Here is a 19,186-nt window from a genome sequence, read left to right as displayed (position 1 = left end):
TGCAGTGATCCTTTCAGCCAGAACATTTGCTTGAAGGGAGGAGAGCCGATGATTCCAGCGGCATTCGAATACTACAGACCCAAGGACATGGCCGGTGTGCTGTCGATCCTGGAAGAGCATGGCGATGATGCCCGCGTCATGGCCGGTGGGCACAGCCTGATTCCGATGATGAAGCTGCGGATGGCGGATGTGCCGCATCTGATCGATCTTCAGGATGTTGGCGGCATGTCTGATATCGAGATCGGAGGTGACAGTATCCGCATCGGTGCGATGGTCACCCAGCACGCGATTATTGATCACGACGCACTGGCTGAGGCCGCTCCGATTCTGCGCGAAGCTGCCCTTCAGATCGCAGACCCGCAAGTCCGATACATGGGGACAGTTGGTGGCAACGTGGCCAATGGCGACCCCGGCAATGACATGCCCGGCCTGATGCAGTGCCTGAATGCGCGCTTCACTGTCGAGGGTCCTGACGGGGAACGCGACATCGCTGCCCGCGAGTTTTACGAAGCCGCCTACATGACTGCTCGGGAAGACGAAGAAGTGTTGACGGCAGTCACCATCCCAACGCCTCAAGGCGGTTACGCCTATGAAAAACAAAAGCGCAAGATTGGCGATTATGCGACCGCTGCCGCTGCAGTCCAGATCGTGAAAGAAGGTGGCACCTGTGCCTCCGCCTCGATTGCAATGACCAATCTGAGCGACACACCGGTCTTTTCCGAGGCGGCTGGGGCCGCTCTGGTTGGCACCGGCGTCGATGCAAATGCCATTAAGACCGCTGTGGCCGCCATGCTCGGTGATATTGACCCCACCGAGGACAACCGCGGCCCCGTCGCTTTCAAAAAACACGTGGCAGGTATCATTCTGACCCGCGCCATTGAGCGCGCCTGGTCGCGTGCGTGAGGAGTTCGTCCGATGTCAAAGAAACAACACTACAAGATCACGGTGAACGGCAAGGAAGAGGAATTCCTTGCCGAGCCACGCGAACTTCTCATCTACACGCTGCGCGAGCGGCTCAATATCACCGGCCCGCATATTGGTTGCGAGACTTCCCATTGTGGCGCTTGCACCGTCACCATTGATGGCAAATCAGTCAAGTCCTGCACCATGTTCGTGGCGCAGGCCGATGGCAAGGATATCACAACCATCGAAGGCATCGGTGGGCCTGACGCGCTGCACCCGCTGCAAGAGGCGTTTAAGGAACATCACGGGCTGCAATGCGGCTACTGCACACCGGGCATGATCACACGTGCGGCAAAGTTGCTCGAAGAGAACCCGAACCCGTCCGAGGAAGAGATCCGTTTTGGCATGGCAGGTAATATCTGCCGCTGTACCGGGTATCAGAACATCGTGAAGTCCATCAAAGCCGCAGCGGCCGAGATGAATGCAGCCAAGGAGGCGGCCCAATGAATGACATGACACCAGATCGTGAGGAACGCACCGCGAACCTCAAGGGCATGGGCTGTTCGCGCAAAAGGGTCGAAGATGCCCGCTTTACTCAAGGCAAGGGCAACTACGTCGATGACGTGAAGCTCGACGGGATGCTCTTTGGAGATTTCGTCCGCTCTCCCTATGCTCACGCGCGGATCACCAACATCGATACGGCGGCAGCGCTTGAAGTGCCCGGCGTTCTCGCTGTGCTGACCGCCAAGGACCTTGAACCGCTCGGCCTCCATTGGATGCCGACGCTGGCCGGCGACAAGCAAATGGTTCTGGCCGATGGCAAGGTTCTGTTTCAAGGCCAGGAAGTGGCGTTTGTGGTGGCCGAAGACCGCTATGCGGCGGCAGATGGAATCGAGGCCGTCGAAGTCGAATACGAAGAGCTTGAGGTTCTGGTTGATCCGTTCAAGGCGATGGAATCACAGATAGTTCTGCGTGAAGACACCGTGGGCGAGGATGGCAAACCAATCGATGGAGCACATGGTCCTCGAAAGCATCACAACCACATCTTCACGTGGGAAGCGGGCGACAAGGATCCAACATTCGAGACAATCGACAATGCCGAGGTCGTTGCCGAAGAGACCATGTATTACCACCGTACGCACCCATGCCCACTGGAAACCTGCGGCTGCGTCGCCTCAATGGACAAGGTCAATGGCAAGCTGACTCTTTGGGGCACGTTCCAAGCGCCTCATGCTATCCGCACTGTGGTCAGCCTGATTTCCGGGATCGAGGAACACAATATCCGTGTGATTTCTCCCGATATTGGCGGCGGGTTTGGAAATAAAGTTGGGGCCTATCCGGGCTATGTGTGTTCGGTCGTCGCCTCCATCGTCACCGGCAAGCCGGTAAAGTGGATCGAAGACCGGATGGACAATCTGATGACCACCGCCTTTGCCCGCGACTATTGGATGAAGGGCCGCATTTCTGCCACCAAGGACGGCAAGATCACCGGGTTGCATTGCCATGTGACAGCGGACCATGGTGGATTTGACGCCTGCGCCGACCCAACCAAATTCCCGGCGGGTTTCATGAATATCTGCACCGGATCTTACGACATCCCGACTGCATTCCTTGAGGTTGATGGCGTCTACACCAACAAAGCGCCGGGCGGGGTCAGCTACCGTTGTTCCTTCCGCGTGACAGAGGCGGTTTATTTCATCGAACGGATGATCGAGGTGCTGGCGATCGAGTTGAACATGGACGCGGCAGATTTGCGCCGGATCAACTTCATCAAGAAAGAGCAATTCCCCTATCAGGCTGCGCTTGGCTGGGAATATGACTCTGGCGATTATCACACTGCATGGGACAAAGCGCTCAGCACCGTCGACTACGAGGGATTGCGCAAGGAACAGGCCGAGCGTGTAGAGGCGTTCAAACGGGGCGAAACGCGCAAGCTTATGGGAATTGGTCTCAGTTTCTTCACTGAGATCGTGGGTGCTGGCCCAGTGAAGAATTGCGATATCCTGGGTCTCGGCATGTTCGATAGCTGCGAAATTCGCATCCATCCAACGGGCTCTGCAATTGCACGGCTTGGAACGATTTCGCAGGGGCAAGGCCACGCGACGACATTCGCACAGATACTGGCCTCCGAGATCGGATTACCTGCCGATAGCATCACCATCGAAGAGGGCGACACCGATACCGCGCCCTATGGTCTGGGCACCTACGGCTCGCGCTCGACCCCGGTTGCCGGGGCGGCTACGGCCATGGCTGGCCGCAAGATCCGCGCCAAGGCGCAAATGATCGCGGCCTATCTGTTGGAAGTGCATGACGATGACGTCGAGTTCGACGTCGACCGTTTCGTGGTCAAAGGAGCGCCCGAGCGGTTCAAGACCATGAAAGAAATCGCATTCGCCGCCTACAATCAGGCCATTCCAGGGATTGAGCCAGGGCTTGAAGCGGTCAGCTACTATGACCCGCCAAACATGACTTATCCGTTCGGTGCCTATGTTTGCGTGATGGATATTGATGTGGATACAGGCGTGCCAGACATCCGCCGCTTCTACGCGCTGGACGATTGCGGTACCCGGATCAACCCGATGATCATCGAAGGACAGGTGCATGGCGGCCTGACCGAAGCACTCGCCGTCGCTTTGGGCCAGGAAATCGCCTATGACGACCAGGGCAACGTGAAGACGGGCACGCTGATGGATTTCTTCCTGCCGACCGCATGGGAGGTTCCGAACTACGAGACCGACTACACCGTCACGCCGTCGCCACATCATCCCATCGGCGCGAAGGGCGTGGGCGAAAGTCCGCATGTGGGCGGGGTGCCATGCTTCTCCAACGCGGTGCAGGATGCGTTCCGGGCCTTTGGTCTGCGGCATACCAACATGCCACATGATCACTGGCGGATCTGGAAGACCGCCAATGAGCTTGGCCTGCACGGCTAAAGGCGAAAGGCAGGGCGGAGACGTTCCGCTCTGCCCGGAGACACAAATGACCTGGACCGATTTACAATCCGCTCTTGAAGGGCAGGGCTATGTCGCATCCGACGACCTAGCAGTTGCTCTCCATTTGGCGCTGACGTTGGAGCGGCCCCTTCTTCTGGAGGGCGCCGCGGGCGTAGGTAAGACAGAGGTCGCGCGCACCCTGAGCGATGCGCGCGCCACCAAATTGCTCCGACTGCAATGCTATGAGGGGCTCGACGCCGCGCAGGCCATCTACGAATGGAACTACCAGCGGCAATTGCTGACGATCCGCGCCGCCGCCGAAGATGGTGAGACGGGCAAAAGCGTTGAGGAGCGTATTTTTTCCCGTGATTTCCTGTTGGAACGCCCTCTATTGGCCGCCATTACCCAGGACACGCCGCCTGTTTTGTTGATTGACGAAATTGACCGCGCTGATGTGGAATTCGAAGCCTACTTGCTGGAAGTTCTGGCCGACTATCAAGTGACTGTCCCAGAACTCGGCACCATCACGGCCTCTAGCAAGCCGATCGTGATCCTGACCTCAAACGGCACACGCGATCTATCCGATGCACTGCGTCGTCGCTGCCTTTACACCTATGTCGATTATCCGGACCGACAGACAGAACTTGCAATCCTCAAAGCCCGCTGCCCTGCGATTGAGGCACGTCTCGGCGCGCAAGTCGTAGGCTTTGTACAAAAGCTTCGCGAGGAGGAACTGGAAAAGACGCCCGGCATCGCTGAGATGCTCGATTTTGCTGCCGCCTTGATGGGACTCGGGATTGCGGATCTGACCGACGATCCAACCGTGTTGCACTCCACCTTAACCACGCTGCTGAAAACTCAAAGCGATCAGGCACAGATCACCGCTGAAGTCGCGGCCCGCATCGCGGGGAAGGCCGCATGAGCCGGGTTTCCAAATTTGCGGCGCGTGATCCGGGGCCAGCGGCCCGTGTCGCCGGGTTCATTGCGCATTTGCGCCAGAACGGCCTTCGCCTAGGTGTTGCAGAGGCAGAGCTTGCCTTGCGTGCCCTCGGCGAGGTCAATGCCGCTGTCCCGAATGAAAGCCGTCGCGCGTTGCGGGCCATCTGCACAGGATGCAAGGATGAGGCCGAACGGTTCGACGGCCTCTTCGATAGTTTTTGGATGGCTTCCGGTCGGGTGAAGCAAAGGGCCGTGCCCAAGGCGCAGTCTGCGCTCAGCGATAACGTGCATTCCTCTCGTCAAGCCAAGGGTCAGGATATGGGCGCATCGGGCAGCGCCATCGCTCCTGATTCCGGTGACGGCGAGGCCGACAGCGACGGCACCGGTAAACTTATCGCAACTCAGCAACGCAATCTCAGCCGCCGCGATCTGCGTGATCTGGTCCGCGCGGATGATATCGCAGAGGCCGAAGCAGTTGCGCGTCGCATCGGTGCCGCTTTGCGCGACCGACGTTCGCGCCGTCGGATCGCCGCCCGCAAAGGCGACCGCCTGCATTTTCGCAAGACCATTCGCCTGAGCCTTGCGACAGGAGGGGAACCTCTGCAGCTCTTGCGCAAGTCTCGCCCAGATCGCAGCCGCAAAATCGTAGCGCTTTGCGATGTATCGGGATCGATGAGCGTCTATGCACAAGTTTTCCTTGCTTTTCTCGCTGGGCTGATGCGCGCTGACAAAGATGCCGACGCTTATCTTTTTCACACACGGCTGGTTCGCATCACTGAAGCATTGCGCGACAAAGACGTACTGCGTGCAATTGGCCGGATGTCGCTGATGGCAGATGGCTTCGGCGGTGGATCAAAGATCGGGCCATCGTTGCAACGCTTTGCCGATACCTATGCGCGGCGCTTTGTAGATGGCCGGTCTGTCGTAGTGATCCTGTCGGACGGCTATGATACCGAGCCACCCGCAATCCTGGCAGCAGCGCTTGAGAAGCTGAGAAAACGCGGCTGTAAGATCATCTGGCTCAATCCACTGAAGGGTTGGAGCGACTACGCGCCCGTAGCGGGCGGAATGGCTGCGGCCTTGCCTTATCTCGACCTTTTTCAACCGGCCAACACCCTTGCCGATCTTGCCGCCCTGGAACCAAAATTGGTGACGCTATGAGTCCGGCAGAGATCTTAGACACGGACCTTGCCGATGCGGCACAAGACCTGCGTGACCGGCAAGAACCTTTCGCCTTCGCGACAATCGTGCGCACTGCGGGGGCGACGGCGGCCAAGCCGGGTGCCAAAGCGCTGCTCAGCGCGGACGGGACAATCCTGCATGGATGGCTTGGTGGCGGATGCACGCGTGGCGCAGTCAAACGCGCTGCAGTAGAGGCTTTGTGCGCCGGTCAGCCGCAACTGGTTTCTGTCGCGCCCGAGGAACTCCTGGAAGAAATGGGCGTGATAGCGGGGGATGAGATCGACGGGACGCGCTTTGCGCGCAATGGTTGCCCGTCAAAAGGCACCGTCGACATTTTTATCGAGCCCTGTTTGCCAATGCCCGAACTTGTCGTGCTTGGCGCATCCCCTGTGGCCCAAGCGCTTAGTTCCCTGGCACCGCAATTCCACTGGTCGGTTTCTGGCACCACGTCGGCTGATACGACGTGCAATCGACGCCGCTTCGTTGTCATTGCGACGCAAGGCCAAGGAGATCTGGACGCGCTCAAATCCGTACTGACAGATTTGCCCGACTATGTTGCCTTCGTCGGAAGCGCTCGGAAATTCGCGACACTGGCTGAAAAACTAAAGACCGCCGGCATAACGCCCGAGGCCATCAACACCGTCCACGCCCCGGCGGGTCTGGACCTGGGGGCGGTCACGCCCGAGGAAATAGCGCTGTCGATCCTTGCGCAGTTAGTCCGTGTCAGACGGCAGACTGTGGGGCTTGCCGATGGCTGATGTTGCCGCGATCCTTCTGGCCGCCGGTCTTTCCCGTCGCATGGGGGCGCAAAACAAGCTGCTGTTACCAATAGACGGCGTGCCGATGATCCGCCGGGTAGCCATGGCTTACTTAGGTGCCATTGGTACTGACCTGACGGTGGTAACAGGACATGAGGCGAGCGCCGTGCGCCGGGCATTATCAGGGCTAGATGTTTCTTTGGTTCACAATGCAAACTTCACCAGCGGCCAGCAGAGCTCGGTTGCCACGGGGTTGCATTGTGCACCTGACGCCCATCTGCTTCTGATCGGCTTGGGTGATCAGCCGCTATTGACCACTCAGGATCTGCAAGATCTGATTGCCGCTCACGTCGCAGGTGATGCGACTAAAGTGACGATACCTGTCCATAACGGCGCACGAGGCAATCCAATTACTATCCCGCAGCTATTGCGCCGGCGATTGCTGGAAAACCCCGCACGCCCCGGCTGCTTGGGCTTCACGCGCGATCATCCCGAACATGTACAAGCCGCTACGCTGCCATCGCCAGGGTTCTACACCGATGTCGATACCCCGGATGACTATGCGACCCATTTGGAAACCGCGAAGGAGCCGATCTCATGAGCCGACTTCTGACCTGGATGCGCAGGCGTCTTAAATCGCTCGAAATGACCACTGAACAAGCAGACAACATAAGATTTCCATGTTGCTAAGAAGGACAAGACTATGGAACTGAAGGACGAAATCATCATCAACGCCCCGAAAGATCGCGTCTATGCGGCACTGAATGATCCCGAGGTGTTGAAACAATGCATCCCGGGTTGTGAAGAACTAATCAAGCATTCTGATACTGAACTGGAGGCCAAGGTCTTGCTTAAAGTAGGGCCCGTCAAGGCGCGGTTCGGAGGCAATGTCACCCTGGACCAGACCGGCGCCCCTGATGCATTCTCGCTGTCTGGTCAGGGCAATGGTGGTACCGCTGGTCATGCAAAGGGTGGCGCAGATGTGACGCTGAATGCAGACGGCGACACAACGATCCTGCGCTATGAAGCAAAGGCCGAGATTGGCGGAAAACTGGCTCAGCTCGGCAGTCGTTTGATCCAGAGCACAGCCAAGAAGCTCGCTGGAAAATTCTTCAAGTCCTTCGCTGATGTAGTGAATGAAGGCGCGATGATTTAATCTTAATGGGTGGGGATGAAGCGGTTCTGTAAGCTTGCTCCACCCGCGAAAGACCAGAAAGGTAACTTGTACCGCCTGCGCAACTGCCTGACGTCATCGCCAATGGGACAGTTTAAGTCGATTTGATAAGAGAGGGTTTCTGGCTCATCGTAACCGCCAAGGAGTGGAGATGAGAAAGCAACCCGGAACCAAGCAGAGCCACGGTGAGAAGGTCGTAAAGGACATTCGCCGTGCGACCCGCAAACAGTATTCCGCAGAGGAAAAGATCAGGCCGTTCCGGATGACCGGAAGGGTGAGGATAGCATGCCGAGTTTTGCCGCTGTGAAAGCATTGCACAGAGCCTCTACTACAGCTGGTCCAAGGAATTCCTGGAATCCGGCAAGAAACGCGTGGCAGGTGATACGGCCCGCGCGGCGACTTCCACCCAAGTAAAGGATCTGAGACGGGAAACCCGTGATCTAAAGGAAGTTTTTGCTGAATAGGCCTTGGAATTGCGCCTGCTCAAAGAAAGCGTGATCGCGGATGGGGACGACGACGAGCGGGGCTCAAAAGTTTCCCTTTGAGGCTTCCGTCAGGAACAATTTGTCCAAAGTCAGATCTGAAACCGCGTGTTTCAGCCGCTCGGTCTCTTTCTAACGCCGTTTCAGTTCCTTCAACTGGTCTACGCCCATTCCACCGTACTTCTTTCTCCAGCAGTAATTGGTATGTTCAACAACCCCGATCAGTCTGATCGCATCAAGACGGGACACGCCTTGCCCCAAAAGAACTTCAACCTGCCGCAACCACGAGACAATCTCTTCTGGCTTCGGTCGCTAGTTTGCCATTCTCATTCATCCGTTTCCTAAACATATCGGTGGACCAGTTCAGTTGGGGAGGCTCACATCTCTTCTGGACTTTCGAAATGATGCAAGTTTTCAGCATTTGTCCCAGGATTGGCGGCGCGAAAGCATGCAGCGGCGTTACGTTTACAATTTCGATTGGATGGGGCGGCCAATTATCCAATATCCGCAGGATATAGTCGCCTTGCAAGAGATAGTATGGGAGACAAAATCCGATGTTATTCTTGAGACGGGCATCGCCCATGGTGGCTCTTTGATTTTGTCCGCGTCATTGCTGGCCATGCTCGACTATGCTGACGCTGTGGAAACCGGAGATTTGCTTGATCCGGCTAATCCGAGGCGACGCGTCGTCGGCATTGACATCGATATTCGTGCACACAACAAAGTCGCGATGGAACACCATCCGATGGCCTCCCGGATCACTATGATCGAGGGATCCTCGACTGCGCCAGACACTATCGCGCGTGCCAAGGATGCTGTGGGCGACGCAAAGAGAGTCATGGTTTGTCTCGATTCGATGCATACCCACGACCATGTTGTCGCCGAACTAGAGGCATAAGGGCCTTTGGTTGCCTCAGGTTGCTATTGTCTGGTTCTTGATAGCTTTGTAGAAAACATGCCGCAGGGATTCTTCGAAGACCGCCCATGGGATGTTGGGAACAACCCCAAAACGGCTCTGCACAGCTGGTTAAAGGACAATCCCGATTTCACCATTGATCGCGATATGGCGACTAAACTGCAGGTGACCGTTGCACCTGATGGATTTTTGCGTAGGGATTAGATTTGACGGTGAAGACTTTTATGTAGTCGCGATCAGCAGGGCCATGCACTTAGCTTTCTTTTTGTTGGATAGACGCCGTTCAATTTGTTCCCGTTGTTGCGACAACGTGAACAAGATCGGTGCACTTAAGGTTTTGTTGCGTGGAATAACATCGCTAGAGCGTCCTATCGAAAAACTGAAGCGCCGGGATTCCCATGAGAACTGAATTGTAATTCATCGTTTATGAGAGGATGGATCATAACAGCACCATTGCCAGATGCGTTTCGGTCGCGGCTTCGAAAGTTGATTGAAGAATGGTTATGCGGGAGCGCGACGGCGTTATGGTTGTAACTTTCGCCTGCAACCGGCGCACGCACAAGGTTTACGGTCCGACGAACTGGACGATTGAAGGCCGCGCCGCAGGTTCGACCTTGCAGTGAAAGCATTCTTGATCCCCATCGCTCATTTCTTATCGAACGGATTGAGCAAGACGAAGACACAACCATGCCTGAACTAGCCAATGTACTGGCATATACGACCGGTGTACAATCACACCCTAATGCGATGACAGGTTTCCGAGCAAGTTTGGCTTTAAGTACAATAGAAGACGCTGGTGGCCACCTAGCAACGCTACACACGGACAAGGGGACAACGCTACGACTGGTCTACCCGCCACCCGCCAGCTGTCTCGGCCAAGCCAGATCGCGTTGGAGCAAGGACATTCACTGAAATGTTCGGCGCCTTCTCAGAGATCTACGCTCTCTTCTCACCAGAAGAATGCTGGAACCACTTTAGGGCTGCCAGATTTGTCTCAAGTTAAAAGCCGGTGGTTTAAATTGTGTGTCCAAGTCGTTGTATAGCAACGTCATGTGCCGGGGATTGTACTGGTTGGAAACGATTGCGTCTTGAACGTGTGCCTCTGATACGATTGAAGTTCTGAGTTCAACAACGCTGCGTTAGAATGGTATGGCAACTATGCGGCATAGCAGTTGAATAAAGGGGATCGCCGGTTGCACTGATGCGCTTTCCTAGAATAGTTCTGCGTATCTATTGATACAATCCAGATCGGTGGTTCGAATTGCCCTTCAGTCTTCACCTTAGTTCATCATTGCATGCTATAATCTTTCGACTGACACACCCAAGAAAGTACGTCGAAGCACGTAAACTTCGTTCTGCGGCAAAACACGCTCTCGAGAAGAAGAACTTTCGTTCAGCGTCGGGGACGATTTTGAAGGCGTTGAATTGTAATCCAGCGCTGAGGAATGGCGCGCAGCTTCTTGCTAAAGCAAAGGCCGCGGACGTTCGAGCAGGAAAGGCAGACTTAGTTGCAGAAGCGGAAATAGACCTTGTTCACGAAGTCGAACGGAAACTTGAGACCCGCAGGTTGTGTTCTGATGCAACGTTCGAAGCACTGGCCGTGGTCAAGGCATTGCAACTTGATGCCGAACAGTCGCTGGACGCTCTTTCGCGTTTGAAATCGCGCCGCCGCCGCAAGGTACTGTCTTTTGCAGTGATCGGCGTGTTGAGTAATGCGTTCGAGGATCGTAGCCATTTCCAAAAGTTCATTCAGTTGTTGGACCAATTTGGTGTGGCCGAAGAGGCAAATTCTCGCCGAAGTGTATTCAATATGTGGTTGGTGCACGAACTGAAGTTCGGGGTGCCTTACAAGGGTGGACATCCTCTTCTGGTTCCCGAAGTTTTTCAGAGGTTTATACAAACCGTGCAGGAAGGTGATCCCGCCGTTGCTTCTTTCCCTATCGAATTGCAGGACCTTATAAGGGCAGGGCAGGTTGGCGGCGCGCATGGTGGTTCCCCCGTCGAGTGCAAAAAGGTGTTGGTCGTCTCTGACAACTGGAACTTTTTTCCGCTGGCTGCGAAGGCACTCGAGGACGATGGATTTGAAGTGCGTTACCTCGATTTTGGAATTATCAGGCAGGCGTTTCCCAATACGGATCGCAAACTGGGTATTTCGTACCAAACAAAGAGCATCGCCGGGCGACCCTCTGCGACCGCTATCCGCGAAGCGCTGGCAGACCGCAATCCGTTAGCGAGTGACCTTGTTGGTTGGGCTGATATCGTTTTTTGTGAGTGGCTGACGGAGGGCGCTGTCTGGATGAGTCACTATTTGCAGGAAGAAAAGCCGCTGATAGTTCGTTTACACAGCTACGAAGCATTTACGGCATACCCTCTGATCGCGAACTTTCGCAGGATCAATGGGTTAGTATTCATTGCGCCACAAATTCGTAAGGTGTTGACTGCGCTGGTGGGTGAGAAGGCTCTTTTGGACACCGTTACAAATGTCATTCCCAATATTAGAGATGTGTCGAATTTCAACTTTATAACGCGCGAGACGTTATCAAAAAAGACCCTGGGTATGACGCAATACGCTTCCGCAAACAAGGACCCAATATTCGCTCTCGACATACTCAAAGAACTTCAGGTGCATGATCCATCCTGGAGGCTTCGTTTCGTTGGAAAGCCTTGGGGTAGCGATGTATCGGACTCTGAAGCGCAATATCAACTCAATTTCAAGAAAAGACTTTCTGAGTTTGGAGATAGCGTTTCAGTTGAAGGGTATACAAACGACATTGCTAGTTGGTACCGGTCGATCGGCTTTGTTTTATCTACGAGCCAAAGAGAAGGTAGTCATGAGAGTCTCGTCGAAGGCATGCTTACTGGTGCTATACCGGTTCTACGGAATTGGCCCATGATGGCACCTTTTGGGGCTCCCGAGTCAGTCTTCCCGGATCTTGAACGAGTAAATACTGCGGCCGAAGCAGCTGCATATATTCTTCAAGCATCCGATCAATACGAAATGCGCTCTAAAGCCGCTGCAGATTACGCCGTCGATTATGTGACTATGGATAGGCCGGAAATTGAGTTGCCACGGTTTGTCCGAGCAGTATGTCGGCCTGACCGCATTGGACAATCCGTGGTTGCTTCGTGACTGTTCTCATCACCGGAGACGCTGGCTACGTCGACAGCCATATCGCCTGGGAGTTTCTGGACCAAGGCGACTCTGTCGTGATCCTTGACAACTTGATGACGGGTGTCTGTGGAAATCTACCAGAATCGGCAATTTTTTGTTGAAGCTTGCATTGGTGATGAAAAGGTAATTGCAGAACCACATTCTGGCATCCACACCATCCTGGTAATTGACCTCACGATTGCGTTGGGAAAATGTAAAAAAATTTTGTTCTTTCTGAAAATGGTATGAAAAAAAGTAGCGGTAGCGTTTTTCTCGCTTTGTTTCTTACCCTCTCGAAACAAACAGCCATGGATTTCACGATCCTCAAGCGTGGTACAGAAACGGACGTTGGAGTGGCGTCGGTTTTCCGCGGTTGGTTTGTGGCGGCCGACTTACTAACCAACCACAAGAGTTAAGTCGGCCGCCTAAAGCTGTACGGCAGGCGCATTATCACTTGGTGCATGGCTTAAGAACTATATTGGCCGCAGCCGAAATGGAGTCTACGGCTAAATCTATGCTATCGGATTGGGCGCACCATCGATCTGTTTTGAAACGTGACGTAAGTTACTCTCCGTCCCGAATACAACTTCCGTGATCTTCTAGGTTTTTGGAACCGTGCGTAGACAACTCGTAATTCATCGTCGGGAAAAGAGTCAGCGTCCAGACTTCATTTGATGCGATGTGGATAAACGTCACACCATCAAGACCATGCGCAACCGTATGGGTCTTCGAATTCAACGGCTTAAACCAATCAAAAGCAGATAGAGCCGTTTCACCAAATCCTACGGGTGAAATGAGTTCCTGCGCGAAATTCACGGCAGTTCGTTCGCTTTACAGTCGCTCGTAGAAGAAGCATTTCCACCATCGCAATGCATAACAGCAAAGTGGGCTACGTTCGCCGCATTTGAGGTCATTTATGGATGTCGGCTCGGAGCCAAATTCGTGGGCCCGCTGATTCGAGCTGAACGGCAGCTTTGGTCCGCTCACCTGCCACCTAACACTGGATTTGGAATGTCAGGAATGCGCGGTTGTGGCATGCTGCATGAACGAATGGCAGAGGTGGAATCAAAGGCAGGTGAGGGCTTATACTTCAAATCGATGCCCACCGCAGAGAACGGCGGGAGAGTGCCCTTATCGGCCATTGCTACAACGGTTCAGCGCTGCGGACGCATTAGACAGGTCTGCAGCCCAAAGCGGACATTCAAATCCAGGCATGATGACTTTCAAGATGCGGACAATCTGCCGTTCGCTTTCATCCGCGCAATGCCTGTATCCGGTAAGCGATATTCTCTGAGGAAAGGTTCAACTATTTGGGAAACAGCAAGGTAGCTACAAGTCTCGCGCCCCAACCATCGGGCCCACTATCGGGGCCGTCGGCCGAATAGCGTATCCCCCCGCCTACGCTAATAAGTTGATCCCCGAGTTGGGTAACTTTGGTGACAACACCGTTGATTGGCACAGACCATTGATCGTTTTCCCAATCGTAGGTGGACTCAGTGTTTATAGTGAACGTCCACGCGTTCGAATTTGTGTAGGAAATAAATGGCTGTAAGAACGTCTGGTTGATGTCGGTGTCACCATCAATGTCCCAAATGTGATTTGTCAGGCCACCATATGTCCAGGGACCCTGTTGTTTGAGTGCCACGCCGGTAACTCCAGCACTCCACTCTCCGAGACCTAAGCTGTTATCTGTCGACGTTGGCAGCAGAAAAACGGGTCCAGCCCCCCAGATCCAACCGCCCGCACTTGGTTTTTTGGGCGAAAGAAATAAGCTTTGAACAGTATCTCCTAGCCCAGTCTCGGATCCAGAACCCGGTATGCCACCATCTATGGAGGCGATTGGGAGAATTGTTCGGGATATGACGTTCCAATCGTCCGTAAGATTAAAGGGTACAACCGGCTGTACATTCAATATCCAACGCGAACCGTTTCTGTCGGCACCCAAATTCTGATCATAGTTCAGCTGGAATGGCACACTAATCAGAGCGGCCACGGGGTTGGCAAGTTGCTTTGCTAGTTCTTCTTCCTGGGACTCTGCCCACGCAGTACCAGAAAGGACACCAACCCCGGCAAGTATGGAGCAGCGTAGCAACCTTAGTTTCATAGGCGGTCTCCTTTCAGCTGGCCGTTTTCTCAAGGGTGGCTTGCAGTTGAGATCGCCAGATTGGCAATGACGTCTATGGCCCACTCAAAGTCCGCCGCCGCCGAACGGGATGAAATTATCCAACCTATTTGACTTATAGCCAAAATACTTGGTCGAAACTGGCTTTCAAACTGTCTCCATAAGCGTATCCGAAAGGACATCCTCGGAGAGCGCCCCCGGTGCGCCTATAGCGACAAGCCGTGTTTCGGGTCTGCGGTCACCCCAAGCACCATCCCGCGCGATGTCCATACGTTTTCCAACCACCTGAACAAGAATGCGATGATCTGGATCTTCCTCGCTGAAAACAAAACCCTTGAGACGATAAACGTCACCCGGAAGCTTCCGAATTGCACTCCTGAGAGAGGATAGGCTTATCGGGCGTTCAGCTTTCATCATAGTTGTTGAGAAGCTGTCTGAGTGATCAGAGTGATGACAACCACAATCTGGTCCATGTTCGTGATGATCGGGTATTTCTGTTTCGAGCTGTTCGGCGGCAAAGCGACCGACTGAAAGAAGTATGTCCAGAGGGACGTCTGCGTTTACAGCTTCGACAAGACGATAGCGACGGAAGCGAGAGCCAAGCCAGTCGTGCACCTTCTGAACTGTGGCCCTGTCGACAAGATCAACCTTGTTCAAAATGACCATGTCCGAGAACGCAATTTGACGAAGCTTCAGTTCCATTTGTTCTGGCGCAGCAAATAGCTGTTCCGCATCGACAAGACACATTAGGCTGTCCAAGCGGATCATGTCCCGGAACCGTTGATCCGTAAACGTCATCGCGATTGACGATGGATCCGACACTCCGCTTGCTTCAAGGACGATGTATTCTGGTTTCTCAGGCCGAGCGAGAACAGCTTCTACCGTTTCGATCAAATCATCTCGTATCGAGCAGCAAACGCACCCATTAGCCAAGCTCATCACATCATCTTCGAGGCCAACCACCAAGTCGGCGTCTACGTTTATTGATCCAAAGTCATTCACCAGAACTGCCACTCGCAATCCGTGATTGCCGGTAAGGATCCGGTTCAAAAGTGTCGTCTTACCGGCTCCAAGAAAGCCGGTAAGGATCGTAACAGGGATCGCAGAAGTCGAACCAAATTCAATCATTGTTCGATCTCCTCTCAGTCTTCATCACGCGAGCCGATTACATCCGAAACTTTGATGGTAAAGTCCTGCGGCCAGTCTCCGCCGGGTGCTCGGAAAACGTCAGTTGGGTAGTATTCGCGTGGATCGATCTCCATATCTCGATACTTCTGATCTTGCTGGTCTGCGCGAGTGAGTCTTGGGTTCGGTAATGTGATTTCATCCGGAAGCTCAATACGCCCGGCCTCTGCCGCCGCAGCCAGTTCACGAAATGGTGGCACAGTACCGGATTTCCCGGGCAGTGCAGCTTTCCTGTACCAGATTGCATCCTTGGTCACGTTCACAACGGCTACATCGAGACCCCATTGGAACAGACCGTCGTAGTGGGCGCGAATACCAGCCAGCATTTCAGCGTCGATGTCTTCATCCTGGGTATAGTGTGTCACCATTCCCAAACGCGGCCTTGTGTCAGCAAAGAGCTTACCCACGGCATAGTGGGAGGTGTGATGCGTATCGATAGTGTAGTTAAAGAGATCTTGTGGGATACCGTATTTGTAGGTCATCAACTGACCAATATCCTGTCCCGACATTTCGGTTACAAAGACATCAACGCCTTCGCCGTATTTTCGTGAAAGCTCATCCGGGCGACCATCGCCGGTCCATACAAAGCTCAGACCATTCCAATCGAGCCGATAACCAACCGCACCGTCCTTGGCATGACTTCGCGGCCAGGACCGAACAGTCACCCCGTCTTCGTCATAAACAATACCACCTTCTTGGCGGAAATCGAATTCATTGACTTCGATCTCGTAGCCGTCCCCAATCGGGAAAACATCAAAGGCCTCCAGATGCCATTTGAGCATCTGTTGCATGCCTTTGACCATTCCGGCTGTGCCAAGCTCGGGCGTTCGACCTGACGGCCCATGGATGCGTAGTGGCGTGTAGCCACCCGACCAGGCACGGAAGGGGTAAATATACGGAATGTCGGCATAGTGGTCGACATGCAGGTGAGAGATGAAGATGTCGTTGATCAACTGCCCAGGCACTTGCATCGCAATGATGTTGCGGACACAACCGGACCCAAAGTCGAAGAAGAACCGTTTTCCATTCCCCAACTCCACCATGATACAAGTACCCGCCTGATCTTCGCGCGGCGGATATGGTGTTGAGCCGCAGAATGAGATGCGCATCTCATCTGGCCCTAATTCCTCACTCAGTGGGAAATAGTTCGCATTTGAACCCGTCATGTACTTCGTCGGACGGAAGTACTCCGGCAATGATATGCCACCTGCGGGTCGACCACCATATGGGTTCTTGAGTGTTTCTCCTAGAGGGCCGTCTCCTTCGTGGGCCTCGGCAGTTCCTGCCGCAAACCCAGCCGCCCCTGTGGCAGCCGCTCCAGTGGCCAAGCCCTTTAGAACACTCCGCCGCGACGGGTCTTCAATTTGATCTGACGCCTGAACCTGTTTGTCGTCCTGGTCTTTTCTATTGTCTTCCTTGGTCATGGATTGGCCCTCAGTTAGAGTATCTCACAGGTTGCGCTTCAACATCTGGCGAAGCTCGTTGATAAGTTCAGATTTGATGTGGGCCCATTCGGCGCGCTCTGAGGCCGTGATCGATGCGTCTTTCGAAAACGCAGATGCTTTCTTCAGGTCCTCGATGACCTCGCCGAGTAGTGCATCCGTTTCGATGCGCCCCGACAGCACATCGGAAAGTTCCGGAATTTCTTCAATCAGGTTCACCGTCACTGGAAAAATCCCGACGCCCACTATCTATTCTCAAATCAAGATGAGTGCGGTTGACCGCAAAGGCCAAGTGAGTCACCGTGAGTTGGGGGTGAGTTGACATTGAACAAATCAAACGATTTGCCAATAAATCAACAAGTTGGCCAACCTTCTCCGGAACTCATCCGGGAAGCTCTGAGTCGAATTGTATCAAGCGACGGATTTCAAGCTTCACCCCGACTCACGCAGTTTCTCACCTATATAGTCGAGGAAACTCTATCTGGTCGAAGCGCTCAGATTAGAGGCAAAGCTATCGCTGTTGAGGTCTATGGGCGGCGCATAGATGGTACTGGTGGTCAAAACCTGGTTCGCGTTGAGGCTAGGCGACTGCGTCGCCTTTTACATCAGTTCTACGAAGATCACTGGGACGGCAACGGGGTTCGCATTTTTGTTGATCCCGGCGGATACAAGCCGCGGTTTTCATACGAATCTACAATCGAAGACCGTACATCAAGTGAACTGAAGAGCGACAATCCAGTTGGCCGTTGGCGTTCGCGGCAACTGCTGCCTGCTGGACTAGGTGTTGTTGCATTAGTCGCTGTGCTTGGCCTCTGGATGAGCCAGGATAACAGGGAGGTTGTGCCGACAACTCGATCCATCGAGAAAGCAGAACGTGTGGCGCTTGGTGAACAATCATTGACGAGACTCCAGGCGGCCAACATTGCAGACCAAGCCCGAGGCATGTTTTTTCCCGTTTTTGATGTCAAACGTCAGCAGATAGCACTGGGAATGTTCCAGCACGCGATGGAACTCGACCCGGCTCTGTCCGACGGCTATGCCGGATCAGCGCAGGTCCTGGCGATCTTGGCGGTGTTGTCGCCGGATGAATCACAAAGGGATGATTTCTCCAATCAAGCTTCAGAAATGTCTGAAAAAGCGCTTCAATTGTCCCCGGCCGACGCCTGGGCAAACAGCGCAAACGGTTGGGTGCTGGCTGTCAAAGACCAGCCAAACGAGGCATTGAAATACGCAAGGATGTCGGTCGAACTGGCGCCGAATGATGGCCATATTCTCGACCTTGCAGGTATCACCGCCATCTTGGCTAACGCCCCGGAATTTGCCGCCGAGGTTAGCAACCCGGAGAGACCCAAATCAGGATCCGGGAGGTTTGGTGCGAGAAACATCTGGGGCGTCTCGCAACTTATGCTCGGGAACTACGAAAATGTTGTTGAAGCTTTTCAGGGAGCGCCAGCTGCTGGAGCGCCAGTCAGTGCTCCTTCGCTCTTGTTCCAAGCCGTTGCGCACGATCAGTTGGGAAATTCAGAAGAAGCACGACGGCTCGTTGCTGAAATGCGCAGGACATGGCCTGAGTTTCCGTCCGAGTTTCTCGCCGACAGGATTTTCCACAACGACATCAATACGCGGAACATAATACTAAAGGCACTGAGCAGATACTGACGAAACGTATCGCGACTATTGCCTCGAAAAGAGCGTCAAAATCTATTCAAATAGTTCCGCTTCGAAAGGGTAAGATGCCGATAAAATCGGCGATTGAACCGGACTACGCCGTTTGTGGATTGAGGGTGGACATTGCAGACTTGCAGAGTCTGCCTGCCGCGCATAGCCGCCGCTCATGAGGCGCAGTGCTGCTAATGCAGCGAACGGCAGTTTGGCGGCCAATTTGCTGCATCAGCTAGAACTCATAATGTGACTAATGGCGGTAGTGGCTCTTTCTGCCGAAATTGTCTGGACTTTGGTCCGTAAGGAAGCGGTACTGAAATCGCCAATATTTGCCCGG

General features: G+C 54.1%; 14 protein-coding genes and 3 pseudogenes. 12 read left to right on the top strand and 5 right to left on the bottom strand.

Annotation, left to right across the window (positions count from 1 at the left end; all coding sequences use genetic code 11):
• Nucleotides 1–48 precede the first annotated feature (48 nt).
• From ACR0A1_RS09805 to ACR0A1_RS09765, 9 genes and pseudogenes are all read left to right on the top strand, one after another.
• On the top strand, nucleotides 49–903 hold the full coding sequence (locus ACR0A1_RS09805) for an FAD binding domain-containing protein (RefSeq protein WP_170392522.1): 855 nt from the start codon (nucleotides 49–51) through the stop codon (nucleotides 901–903).
• 12 nt (nucleotides 904–915) lie between these two features.
• Complete coding sequence (locus tag ACR0A1_RS09800; protein ID WP_170392521.1) at nucleotides 916–1,410, top strand: (2Fe-2S)-binding protein; 495 nt, start codon at nucleotides 916–918, stop codon at nucleotides 1,408–1,410.
• Entirely contained in the window at nucleotides 1,407–3,836 is a 2,430-nt protein-coding gene (locus ACR0A1_RS09795) for an aerobic carbon-monoxide dehydrogenase large subunit (RefSeq protein WP_170392520.1), read from the top strand. Before ACR0A1_RS09800 ends, ACR0A1_RS09795 begins: the two co-directional genes overlap by 4 nt.
• A 46-nt stretch (nucleotides 3,837–3,882) precedes the next feature.
• Nucleotides 3,883–4,758: an AAA family ATPase gene (locus ACR0A1_RS09790; protein ID WP_480867268.1), complete on the top strand. Its 876-nt coding sequence runs from the start codon at nucleotides 3,883–3,885 to the stop codon at nucleotides 4,756–4,758.
• Entirely contained in the window at nucleotides 4,755–5,936 is a 1,182-nt protein-coding gene (locus ACR0A1_RS09785; protein ID WP_480867266.1) for a vWA domain-containing protein, read from the top strand. Before ACR0A1_RS09790 ends, ACR0A1_RS09785 begins: the two co-directional genes overlap by 4 nt.
• Nucleotides 5,933–6,715 (top strand): XdhC family protein, encoded by a 783-nt coding sequence (locus ACR0A1_RS09780; RefSeq protein ID WP_480867264.1) that lies wholly within the window; start codon nucleotides 5,933–5,935, stop codon nucleotides 6,713–6,715. The genes ACR0A1_RS09785 and ACR0A1_RS09780 overlap by 4 nt, the downstream gene beginning before the upstream one ends.
• Entirely contained in the window at nucleotides 6,708–7,316 is a 609-nt protein-coding gene (locus tag ACR0A1_RS09775; RefSeq protein ID WP_480867262.1) for a nucleotidyltransferase family protein, read from the top strand. Before ACR0A1_RS09780 ends, ACR0A1_RS09775 begins: the two co-directional genes overlap by 8 nt.
• A gap of 102 nt (nucleotides 7,317–7,418) precedes the next feature.
• Nucleotides 7,419–7,871: an SRPBCC family protein gene (locus ACR0A1_RS09770; RefSeq protein ID WP_480867260.1), complete on the top strand. Its 453-nt coding sequence runs from the start codon at nucleotides 7,419–7,421 to the stop codon at nucleotides 7,869–7,871.
• Between the two features lie 169 nt (nucleotides 7,872–8,040).
• A pseudogene (locus tag ACR0A1_RS09765) lies at nucleotides 8,041–8,350 on the top strand (transposase); the annotation flags it as partial.
• A 28-nt stretch (nucleotides 8,351–8,378) separates the two neighbouring features.
• Here ACR0A1_RS09765 and ACR0A1_RS09760 read toward each other — a convergent pair.
• Nucleotides 8,379–8,665: pseudogene (locus tag ACR0A1_RS09760) on the bottom strand (transposase); the annotation flags it as partial.
• A gap of 154 nt (nucleotides 8,666–8,819) precedes the next feature.
• On the opposite strand from ACR0A1_RS09760, the pseudogene ACR0A1_RS09755 reads away from it, so the two are divergent.
• Nucleotides 8,820–9,491 (top strand): annotated as a pseudogene (locus tag ACR0A1_RS09755) (cephalosporin hydroxylase family protein).
• Between the two features lie 1,207 nt (nucleotides 9,492–10,698).
• On the top strand, nucleotides 10,699–12,417 hold the full coding sequence (locus tag ACR0A1_RS09750) for a glycosyltransferase family protein (protein ID WP_170660560.1): 1,719 nt from the start codon (nucleotides 10,699–10,701) through the stop codon (nucleotides 12,415–12,417).
• 1,327 nt (nucleotides 12,418–13,744) lie between these two features.
• Here ACR0A1_RS09750 and ACR0A1_RS09745 read toward each other — a convergent pair.
• From ACR0A1_RS09745 to ACR0A1_RS09730, 4 genes are all read right to left on the bottom strand, one after another.
• Nucleotides 13,745–14,542 carry a transporter family protein gene (locus tag ACR0A1_RS09745; RefSeq protein ID WP_480734679.1) on the bottom strand — a complete coding sequence of 266 codons (798 nt, stop codon included), beginning with the start codon at nucleotides 14,540–14,542 and terminating at the stop codon, nucleotides 13,745–13,747.
• A 165-nt stretch (nucleotides 14,543–14,707) separates the two neighbouring features.
• Nucleotides 14,708–15,688, bottom strand: a complete 981-nt coding sequence (locus ACR0A1_RS09740; protein WP_480867257.1) for a CobW family GTP-binding protein — start codon at nucleotides 15,686–15,688, stop codon at nucleotides 14,708–14,710.
• A 14-nt stretch (nucleotides 15,689–15,702) separates the two neighbouring features.
• The gene (gene gntH, locus ACR0A1_RS09735) at nucleotides 15,703–17,169 is read right to left on the bottom strand and encodes a guanitoxin biosynthesis MBL fold metallo-hydrolase GntH (RefSeq protein WP_480454213.1); all 1,467 of its coding nucleotides are present in this window, start codon (nucleotides 17,167–17,169) and stop codon (nucleotides 15,703–15,705) included.
• Between the two features lie 24 nt (nucleotides 17,170–17,193).
• Nucleotides 17,194–17,412, bottom strand: coding sequence for a hypothetical protein (locus ACR0A1_RS09730; protein ID WP_480867255.1), 219 nt, complete (start codon nucleotides 17,410–17,412; stop codon nucleotides 17,194–17,196).
• A 99-nt stretch (nucleotides 17,413–17,511) separates the two neighbouring features.
• Between ACR0A1_RS09730 and ACR0A1_RS09725 the strand changes: the two genes are divergently transcribed.
• The gene (locus tag ACR0A1_RS09725; protein ID WP_480867254.1) at nucleotides 17,512–18,846 is read left to right on the top strand and encodes a tetratricopeptide repeat protein; all 1,335 of its coding nucleotides are present in this window, start codon (nucleotides 17,512–17,514) and stop codon (nucleotides 18,844–18,846) included.
• Nucleotides 18,847–19,186: the final 340 nt, after the last annotated feature.

This window comes from Ruegeria sp. D6, assembly GCF_056534365.1.
Note: the sequence above shows the minus strand (reverse complement) of the source record. Positions and strands in the feature narration are given on the sequence as shown.